At 39.2% G+C, this 10,732-nt stretch carries 5 protein-coding genes; 4 read left to right on the plus strand and 1 reads right to left on the minus strand.

Annotation, left to right across the window (positions count from 1 at the left end):
- Positions 1-107 precede the first annotated feature (107 nt).
- Complete coding sequence (locus tag Q8M62_RS00130) at positions 108-2,642, plus strand: phosphoenolpyruvate carboxylase (RefSeq protein WP_304901294.1); 2,535 nt, start codon at positions 108-110, stop codon at positions 2,640-2,642.
- 234 nt (positions 2,643-2,876) lie between these two features.
- Here the strand turns inward: Q8M62_RS00130 and Q8M62_RS00135 are convergent, their stop codons facing one another.
- Positions 2,877-4,076 carry a BamA/TamA family outer membrane protein gene (locus tag Q8M62_RS00135; RefSeq protein ID WP_304901293.1) on the minus strand — a complete coding sequence of 400 codons (1,200 nt, stop codon included), beginning with the start codon at positions 4,074-4,076 and terminating at the stop codon, positions 2,877-2,879.
- A 269-nt stretch (positions 4,077-4,345) separates the two neighbouring features.
- Between Q8M62_RS00135 and Q8M62_RS00140 the strand changes: the two genes are divergently transcribed.
- The 3 genes from Q8M62_RS00140 to Q8M62_RS00150 all read left to right on the plus strand — a co-directional run bounded on the left by Q8M62_RS00140 (position 4,346) and on the right by Q8M62_RS00150 (position 10,362).
- Positions 4,346-4,891, plus strand: coding sequence for a fasciclin domain-containing protein (locus Q8M62_RS00140; RefSeq protein WP_304901292.1), 546 nt, complete (start codon positions 4,346-4,348; stop codon positions 4,889-4,891).
- Between the two features lie 480 nt (positions 4,892-5,371).
- Positions 5,372-9,043, plus strand: a complete 3,672-nt coding sequence (locus Q8M62_RS00145) for an Eco57I restriction-modification methylase domain-containing protein (protein ID WP_304901291.1) — start codon at positions 5,372-5,374, stop codon at positions 9,041-9,043.
- A gap of 26 nt (positions 9,044-9,069) precedes the next feature.
- Complete coding sequence (locus Q8M62_RS00150) at positions 9,070-10,362, plus strand: hypothetical protein (protein WP_304901290.1); 1,293 nt, start codon at positions 9,070-9,072, stop codon at positions 10,360-10,362.
- Positions 10,363-10,732 lie beyond the last annotated feature (370 nt).

Raw genomic sequence — 10,732 nt, forward strand, 5'->3', positions numbered from 1 at the left:
CTGTCAAAAAGTAAAAGATTAAGCTAAATACTTGTTGAAATTTTAAATTTTGCTCCAAAAAATAGAAAATTCACTAATTTGCAATACCTATAAAAACCCGACCCTGGATGTTTCAAGTTTATGATACCCAAGTCGCCAAGCGATTTACGATTTACAACAGCCTTTTTTTAGATCTTCCTTTTGACGATATCTACGTCACGGGCACATTGCTTCCATTTCTGGGCAAGGCCTGCGAAAAAGGTTTTGCCGAAGGCAAATCACCCCGAGAGATTATCGATCGATTTTTTGAGGAGATGATGCCTGAAGAAAAAGGAAAAGCACAGACCGATTTTCTTTTTCAAATGATTCAATATGTGGAGCGACAGGTGGTTTTATTTGACTCCATCGAGGATGCTGCCTACGAAAAAATCAATGATATCTCTGGTAAGGGCTCAGTCAAAGCACTGATCAGCAGAGTAGAAAGCGATCGGAAAAAAGAAGAATTGATCGAGAAGTTGAAAACCTTTTCAATCAGACTTACGCTTACTGCTCATCCCACTCAATTTTACCCCGGAAATGTCCTTGGAATTATCACAGATCTCGAGAAGGCAATCCGTACCGATGATTTGGAAAGCATCAATTTACTCCTTCAGCAATTAGGCAAGACCGGCTTTATCAACCGAGAAAAGCCAACTCCGTTTGATGAGGCGATCAGTTTGATCTGGTATCTGGAAAATGTGTTTTACCATAGCATTCCGGACATCATCATCCGCCTGCTCAACGGACTGGGTCAGCCACTTCATACTTGGGAAAATCCCGCTATCCTTAAAGTTGGGTTTTGGCCGGGCGGTGATCGGGATGGAAATCCCTTTGTGACCCATGAAACTACGATTCAAGTAGCTGACCGATTGAAAAAATGGCTCATGCGCTGTTATTATCGGGATTTACGCAAGCTCAGAAAGCGATTGACTTTCAAGCATGTGGAAGAGCATATTGTGAAAGCTGAGCGGGGAATTTACTTCACATTGTTTGAAAATAAGGAGGTTTACGCTTCCAAAGAGGATCTTTTGGCGGTGCTTTTTGATGCAAGAGAAGCCTTGGTCAAGTATCACGACGGATTGTTTTTGGATCTTTTGGATCAATTTATCCTCAAGGTTAGAATTTTTGGATTTCACTTCGCCTACATGGATTTGAGACAAGACAGTCGAAAGCATGACGGGCTTTGGGAAGAAGTTTTCAGCCTTCAAGGAAAAGAGTTTATTGGTTCTGAATCCGAGCTGATTGAAAAAGTGATGAAGACAAAATCTCTCCCTTCCCTTGATCAATACCAAGAGCCATTTCATAAGGAAATGCTGCAGTCTATAGGAACAGTCAACGCAGTACAGAAAACAAACGGTGAGGATGGGCTTCACCGCTATATTATTTCCAATTGCCAATCCGTGCTTCACATTTTGGAGGTATACCAATTGGCCAAGCTAACCTTGAGGAAGAAAGTTGGGGAATTGCCACTGGATATTGTCCCACTATTTGAAACCATCGATGACCTGAAAATGGCACCGGAGATTATGTCCAAGCTCTATCAAATGCCGGAATACAAGACCCATTTGACTAGCCGAAATTCCAAGCAAAATATCATGCTGGGCTTCTCTGACGGAACCAAAGACGGAGGGTATTTAAAAGCAAATTGGTCTATACTTGTTGCCAAGGAGGAACTCACCCGAGTGTCCAGAGAAAATGGCATCGAAGTCGTGTTCTTTGACGGCCGGGGCGGTCCTGTGGCACGAGGAGGTGGGAATCTGCATAATTTCTATGCTTCGCTTGGGGAAAAGGTCGAAAATTCCGAGATCCAAGTGACGATTCAGGGCCAAACGATTTCATCCAACTACGGAAAGCAAGCCTCCTGTATTTACAATTTTGAGCAGTTGCTAAGCGCAGGAGTGGAAAGTCACCTGTATCCTAATTTTGAAAAATCCCTAAATGATGAGCAACGTGCTTTGATTGATAAGCTGGCCAATATCGGCTACGGTAAGTATAAGGACCTGAAAAGTCACCCGAAGTTTGTGCCTTATTTGGAGCATGTAGCGCCATTGAAATTTTTCGGTATGACCAATATTGGCTCAAGACCCTTGAAAAGAGGGAAAGACTCGGGACTTAGATTCGAAGACCTGAGAGCGATTCCTTTTGTAGGTTCCTGGGCACAGATGAAGCAGAATATTCCGGGATTTTATGGAGTGGGGACAGCCATCTCGGCTTTGGAAAAAGAAGGTGGAATGGGTGAATTGAAGAAACTTTACCAGGATAGTCTTTTTTTCAGAACCCTATTGAGTAACTCCATGCAGTCCCTCAAAAAATGCTTTTACCCTGCGACTGCCTATTTGAAAGACAATCCGGAGTACAGTGAGTTTTGGTATTTGCTTTTCCAGGAATTTGAATGTTCGGTAGAGAAACTGAAGGAAATCGCAGAAATGGAGGAGTTGATGGATGATAATCTGGTATCGAAGACTTCCATCGAAATCCGTGAGCGCATCGTTTTGCCTTTGATCACCATTCAGCAATATGCGATTCAAACGATCCTTGAAAATGGAGGCTCGACAGAGATTCTGGATAAACTTATCCTGCGAACCATGTTTGGGATCATCAACGCCACTCGGAACGCGGCGTAGGGTTAGGCATGATTAAATGCTATTCCGCCAATGAACGATTATCTTATGTGATTCAGTTGGAAGACGGGAGATCAGGGGGCTGAGATGGGAGACCGAAGACGGAAGACCGGAGACGGGGGACTGTAGTGTTTCTTGTTTCTAGTCTTCACTCTTGATATTAACATCTTGATAAATAATACTTAACACCGGTCTTCAGTCTCCAATCTTGATACTTATGTCTTGATACTTGATACTTTAAAATGTCTCATTAATGTTCAGATAAAAGCCGGAATTTCCCTTTTGGCCAAAGCCATAATCGGCAGCGATGGTAGTTCGGTTTTTCTTGTTGATCATCACCCGTAGTCCCATGCCGTAGCCGGGATTGATTTTGTTGAAGAGGGATTCATTGCTGGTTTTGCTGCTGAAGCTCGCTGCATTGACAAAGACAGTTCCTCCAAACGTCTCCTTGTTCTGCTGAAGGGGGAAGCGCCACTCAGCTTCGGAATATACCATATTTTCTCCGCGGAATCTGCCCTGTGCATAGCCTCGACCTGACCTACCAAACATGTCCCAGGTGATCGAGGGCAGATTCATGTAGGGCACATTTCCCGAAACCACAAAATTCCCAAATCCCCAAAGCGCGATCAGATTCCGTTTGCGCCGCTCACTCAGATTGATGTAGTGTCGGTAATCCAGCATCAGCAAAGAGGAAGATTGGTCTGAACCCAAGAAAGTGGGATTGACTTTGTATTGAACCCATGCAAAGTTTTTTTCATAAGGTGAGACAGCCAAGTCCCGATTTTCCATGACCATGTTTAGGCTGATTCCCGACAACGTGTAGCGGTCAATGTCAAAGCCTTTCGAAATGTTGTAGGCATCATGTGTAAAAAATTGGCTGTTTATTGGCCCATCCTCATTGAAGCTTTGAATCTTGGAATGAACATCAAGATGATAGCCTGCCCCAATATAAAATTTAGAATCCCCGATTCGTTTTAGGACAGTTTCATAAAACCGAACCAGGCTAAAATCCATTCCTTGTTTTCCCCATAAAACATTGCCTTGTGAAGGGTCAAAATCCGTTCCGTTCGGCGCACTGCTGCCCAGACCGTATGTAAATTGAGAGGTGACAAAATACCTCCAGTCACCTATAAAGATCAGTTTGTTTTCATCAGAGAAAATATTGCTTCTGGAGCTGAAAATCCACTGTTTTTTGGTGGTGTATAGAAAATTACCCACCAAGTTGGACATCTTGGTCGTCTTGGGATCGCCCATGTACCAGGTTGCGGAGGGGGCAAGGCCAAAAAGCCAACCGTTTGCCGGGTTGGAACCGATGGCAGGAAACGGGACTATCTTGAATTGGTTGATCTTATTCGGTTGATAAACGATCGAGTCTGACTGGGCAGAAAGTTTTAGGGTGATTGTTAAAAAGAGTCCAAGGAGTAGGCCTGATTTCATAGACTGAGATAAGTTTTGGGAGAGTCTCAATAAACATAATCCAATCTAAGATTAAGAGAGGATTTTCTTTTGTAATTATTGCAAAAGCTGAAAAAATATATTGCAAATAGGCGCAATTCAAAATTGGTATAAAAAAACAGTAGGTGATTTAAGTAATGGATAAGTTCTTCGGCAATATCATTACTTGTCGTGTTTAATAAATTTTCAAAAACTTTAAACATTACCAAGGGTACTTGGTTCTACTTGAAACATCTTCAACAAACAGAAAAATGAAAAAATTGAGAATCTTGTCTTTAGCAGTAGCTTCATTCGCTACAGTTTTCGCAGTAAGCTGCAGCAGCGAGCCAAAAGGGGAAGCAACGGAAGAAACCATGGAGGTAGTAGAAACTGCTCCGGTTGAAGCACCAAAAACAGTAGTGGACATCGCAGTTGGATCTCCTGATCACACGACGCTTGTAGCTGCTGTAACTGCAGCAGGTCTTGTTGAGACTTTGAGCGGTCCAGGACCATTCACCATTTTTGCACCCACCAATGCAGCTTTCGCCGCACTTCCTGCCGGAACTGTTGAAAACCTAGTGAAGCCAGAAAACAAAGATCAATTGACTTCCATCTTGACTTACCATGTAGTAGCAGGTAATGTGATGGCGGCTGATCTTACAGATGGACAGAAAGTAACGACATTGAATGGTCAGGAACTCACTGTATCTATTGCAAACGGTGTAGTAAAAATCAATGGCGCAACAGTAGTTGCGGCTGATTTGGCCGGCAGCAATGGTGTGATCCATGTTGTTGACGGAGTGATCTTGCCCAAGTAAATTTTTGGATTAGGTTGAATGTTAAAAAGGTCGGCTCCGAGAGTCGACTTTTTTTTTATAATATTCCAAAAAGTATAATTCTCCTTTAGTTGTCCAGCTTCTCCCGATGCAGGAAAGCAATAAAGCCCCTTGTGAGGTGATAGTTGTCCTTCATTTTTTGAAATTTATAATTCCCCTTTTTTAAGTATAGGAAATTGGCAGTTCCCAATTTCTAAGGGATATCCCAAGACCTTTAGCCCAAATTAGAATCTTGGAAGATTGGGTTTCAGTCTGTACTTGAAAAATCCCCGACAATTTTCGTCTATCTCCCTGAAACTGCTTTTGGTTTTCAGGCAAACTGATATCTTTAGGGAATGAGTTTGATACACTCACGATGGTCCGCCAAAATGAGTGTCGTCAAATCGGCGAGGTGAGTGCCTAGCTGACGGCTCCGTCAGGTCCTTACGCACTTCAAAAAACAATTTTTACCACCCTTTTTTCATGACCAACGAGCAAATTTTAAAACCTAGAAAAGCACTAAATCCAGCCTATCTCAAGGTTAAGCCGAATCGGATTGACATCGAGCGGTTCAAAAATCAGCTCATCGATTTATTGGATAAATCAAATGACAAGGAATCCGAGGAATTCCATAAGAATTTGATTTCTGACTTTTTGAAAAAGACTTGGTACGACCCGAGTCATTTTATCAATACCAAGGGGAGAAATGATCTGGTCATTCATAATGGAAATAAAGCCGGAACTGAGGTTGGCGTAATCATCGAAGCGAAGAAGCCAACCAACAAATCTGAGATGCCTACCAAGGGGAACCTTAATTCAAAGGCTTTTCAGGAGTTGGTTTTATATTACCTACGAGAAAGGATCATTGAGAAAAATACATCAGTCCGCCATCTGATTGTGACCAATATCTATGAATGGTTCATCGTAGATGCCATTCATTTTGACAGACTCTTTGCCCAAAACAAAAAGCTGGTCAAGGATTTTGAGGAGTTCACAGCTGGAAGTAAAGCAGATACTAAAACTGATTTCTTTTATAAAAGCATTGCAGAACCTGAATTCGAAAAGGTCAAGCATCAGATTCCTTTTACCTACTTCGATTTTCGTGAGTATGAAAAGCCGCTTCGAAATACCGACAAAGCGGACGATGCCAAGCTAATTGCTTTGTTCAAATTGCTTTCACCTGAGCATTTGCTCAAGCTTCCTTTTGCCAATGACTCCAACAGTCTGGATAAAAAGTTCTATTCTGAACTTCTACATCTGATCGGGTTGACCGAAACCAAAGATGGAGGAAAGAAACTGATTGGCAGACCAAAGAAGGAAGATCGGCATCCTGGTTCGCTGCTGGAAAATGCCATCAATCAACTCCAATCTCTCGATAAACTCTCCCGACTGGATCGCCCTTCTCAATATGGTGCAACAGAAGAGGAGCGCCTGTTTGCTGTAGGCTTGGAGCTATGCATTACTTGGGTCAATCGGATTCTCTTCTTGAAACTTCTTGAAGCCCAATTGCTGAGTTACAATAAAGGAAACAAGGTTTACAATTTTCTTTCTACAGATAAAATCTCTGATTTCGATGAGCTGAACAGTCTTTTCTTTGAAGTGCTGGCTCGAAAGAGTGAGGAAAGAATCGAAGAAGTCAAAAACAAATTCGCTCATGTTCCCTATCTCAACAGTTCGCTCTTTGAGCCAACAGATATGGAACATAATACGCTGCTGATAGCCAATCTGAAGAATGAGCGAAAATTAAAGATCCTTCCAACTTCCGTACTGAAAGACGGAAATGGGAAAAAACTCAGTGGTGAAATCAACGCTTTGGACTACTTCTTCCGATTTCTGGATTCCTATGACTTCAGCTCGGAGGGATCAGAAGAAATTCAGGAAGAAAACAAAACGCTGATCAATGCCTCGGTGCTCGGTTTGATCTTCGAAAAGATCAACGGCTACAAGGACGGTTCCTTCTTTACTCCGGGATTTATCACGATGTACATGTGTCGGGAGACGATCCGTCGGGCCGTGGTGCAAAAGTTTAATGAATCAAAAGCTTGGAACATCGAGGAGTTTGATCAGCTGTATGATCGAATCGAAGATCGGCAGGAAGCCAATAACCTGATCAATTCACTCAAAATCTGTGATCCTGCTGTGGGTTCGGGTCACTTCCTTGTATCGGCACTGAATGAAATCATCGCGGTCAAGAACGATCTACGAGTCCTACAAGACCGCAATGGCAAGCGACTAAAAGAATATGGCGTATCGGTAGTCAATGATGAACTTGTCGTGACAGACGAGGACGGAGAACTCTACGAATACAATCCCAATAATCCAGAATCCCAACGCATTCAGGAAACACTCTTCCACGAGAAGCAGACTATTATCGAAAACTGTCTATTCGGTGTCGATATCAATCCCAACTCGGTAAAAATCTGCCGCCTTCGTCTCTGGATCGAGTTGCTGAAGTCTGCTTACTACAGAAGAGGAGACCAGCGAGAACTGGAAACTCTCCCCAACATCGATATCAATATCAAGTGTGGGAACTCCCTCGTTTCTCGCTTTGCCCTAGATGCCGATCTCAGTCAAGCCCTGAAGAAAAGTAAATTCTCCATCGATGCTTATCGCATCGCTGTAGATACGTACCGAAATGCCAAAAACAAGGAAGAAAAGAGAGAGATGGAGCGGTTAATATTAGAAATTAAGCAAAATTTTTCTTCTACTATTACCATGAATAACCCAATCAAAAAGAGATTGGATAAATTAGCGAGTGAGCTATATCATCGATTCACTGGAACTTTTCTATTTGAACCTGAAAGAGAATACGGAGGGAAGAAATATGACGATAAACGTAAACAAGAGCAGCAAAAACTTGAAGATGAAATAGAGAAACTCTCTAAAAAGATTGATGAAATAAAGGAAAGTAAAATCTTCAATGTTTCTTTTGAGTGGAGATTTGAATTCCCAGAAGTTCTGGATAGTGATGGAAATTTTTTAGGTTTTGATGTTGTAATTGGAAATCCGCCATATGTAACAAAATTAAAAGAAGAAGAAATAAATTATTTTCAAGAAAACTATAAAACAATTCAAGGAAAAAAATATGATTTGTTTAGGCTTTTCTATGAAAAAACAATTGAACTAACAAAAAAATCCGGAATCCACAGCTTTATAGTTCCAGATGTTATTTTAAATTTACCTCAAGCTTCAATTTTACGATCTCATATTCTTAAAAACTATTCAATTTATAGAATAAATAAAATTAGTATTAACCCATTTGAAGATGTGCAGCTCGAGCCTGTAATCACTTTTATTAGAAATGACAAAAAAAACTCAGAGGTTGAATTTTTTGATTTAACAGGAAATCTAATGATTAATAAAGTGGATTCTAAAAATTGGATGAAGGAAAATTTTGATTTCAATTTAAACCAAAATGAAATTACCGATAACTTGATAAATAAGTTGAAATCAACCAAAATGATAATTAAAGATGTTTCTACTTGGAAAAAAGGATTAGGGGTTTACTCAAGGCAACACTTACTGTTGAAATTTTCAAAGGAAGAAGTGGAAAAGATAATGGAAGAAAGACCATGGACTCTAGACTATAAAAAAGATGAAACTTTTGGAAAAGAATTAGCAGGAAAAGATGTTGGTAGATATGAAGTAAATTGGAATGGTCAAAAGTGGCTAAGTTATGGGCCATGGTTGGCATTCCAAAGGCCACTCGTTTTTTTTGAAGGCCCAAGAATTCTGGTTAGGGAGATAACAACTGGAGGAAAGTATAAGGTTTTCTCATCTTTTTCGGAAGATCAATATTTTAATAACCAATCAATATTTAATGGAATATTGAAGCCGAATTCGAGCTACAATTTGAAGTTTATTCTTGCTTTAATTAATAGCTCTCTTTTCTCCTATTGGCAAATTGAAACATCCCCCAAGGCATCCAGAAAATTATTTCCAACTTTATTAATGGAAACAATTGAGAATTTCCCTCTTATAAAAGTTGATCAATTTAAACAAAATCAAGTAATTAAGTTAGTTGAGGAAATTATTCTAAGAAAGCAAAATAAAATTAGTAGTACTGAAATTGAGAAAAAAATCGACGCCTTGGTGTATGAGTTGTATGGATTGACGGAAGAGGAGATTAGGATAGTGGAGGGGGGTGAGGGATGATTGATATAATTGCGCCAACTCTTTTAATGAAGAAACCAAATGAAAGAAAAGTAATTTTTTATGGGTTCTGTAACCTAATCCATCAAGGTATTACTATCGATAGGAAAGTTAAAATCTTTTATGAATGGATTCCAGACATAAGAATAAAGATACATATTAAGGATATTCCTTTTAAAATGGCTAATTCATTTGGGAATTCACTTGTAATAAAAGGGCCAAAATTTGTTATAGACAATTTATTTATTACAAATATAACAGGATTAGTAAACGCAGATGTATCTGGTTATTTGATAGGGGAATTTAAAATAGGAGAATTACCTGAAAAGTTTAGAGTTTTTAAAATTGAGTTTACGTTATTAAATTTAGTTAATTACATAGGCGCAGGTATAAATTTTGAAAATTCAACTGGTAAACATTGGTCAAGAAGAGAATTAAAGTTTTTTTCAAATTCAACTCAATTAATTGTCCATCAATATTTTAAGGAAAATATCCAAAGAGAATTATTTAATAAATACGGGGTTTTTTTGTCTACCCATGGAGGTTGTTTGATTTTAAAAGATGGCATTTCTGAAAAGGAATATTTTTATTATATAAAAAGAATTGGATTATACTTCTCATTTATAAACGGGAGAAGATGTTTTCCAAATTTTTTAAAATTGTTTGATGAAAAAGGCAAGCTAATTTTAAGAGATTATACACCATACTTCGTAGATAAAAATAAGCATGTTGGTTCTTGGATCCCACAAGTTTTAGATGCTGAATTTCAAGATTTGTGGCCAAATTTTTTGAATCTTACAGATGATGAAGATGAATTTGAAAAAATTGATTTAATTATTCATTGGTATTTGGAAGCGCTTAATAATTTTGGATTTATTAATGGTTCAATTATTTTGATTCAGAATTCTTATGAATTGCTTTTTAATTGGATTTTTAATGAGAGAAATAATATTGTTTCCAATGAAAGCTTAGAGAAAATAAGAGCAAGCGATAAATTGAGGCTTTTACTTGATAAATTTAATATTGATTTAAATCTACCTCCTATTTATTTGGAAAAATACAAGGATGAAATAAAAATGTCTCCTGACCTTAAAGATTTTTCATATCAATTTACTGAGTTTAGAAATCATTTTGTTCATTATAAAGCTGGGAAAAGATCTAAGATAAAAAATAAGCCTGATGGATTTTCTTGGGCGCTTTTAAATACTTCAATTTTCAATTTGGAGATTATTATTCTTAAGCTTCTGAAATATAAAGGAAAAATGAGATCTAGAGTTCATGAAAATAATTGGAGAGGAAGTAATGAGATACAATTACCCTAGTTTTGGTTATTGCTACCTCGGTGTAGTCTATTTCCTTTCTGCTTTGAGGTTTCTTGGACGCTAAGAGTAGATTGAATCTACGCTTTCATATCCTTCGGAATTTGTAATTCCATTTCCCCGTTAGTTCAACCCCAATCGGGGTTGTCGTTCGTGTTCCTGTTTACACTTTTCCCTAGGTTTCACCTAGGGCTATTGAGAGGTTCGACCACTTCGTGGTCATTGGTTTGGTCATCTCTTATTCAGATTTCCGACCCCTGATAAGGGGTCAAACTTATGAATAGCCGCGGGTGAAACCCGTGGAAAACAAATGACACGACCATCCCCACGACCCCGAAGGGTGTCGAACTAATCCTAAAACCAATTGTCATAA

Origin of the sequence: Algoriphagus sp. (assembly GCF_030694375.1) — a bacterium.
Taxonomy (GTDB): Bacteria; Bacteroidota; Bacteroidia; order Cytophagales; family Cyclobacteriaceae; genus Algoriphagus.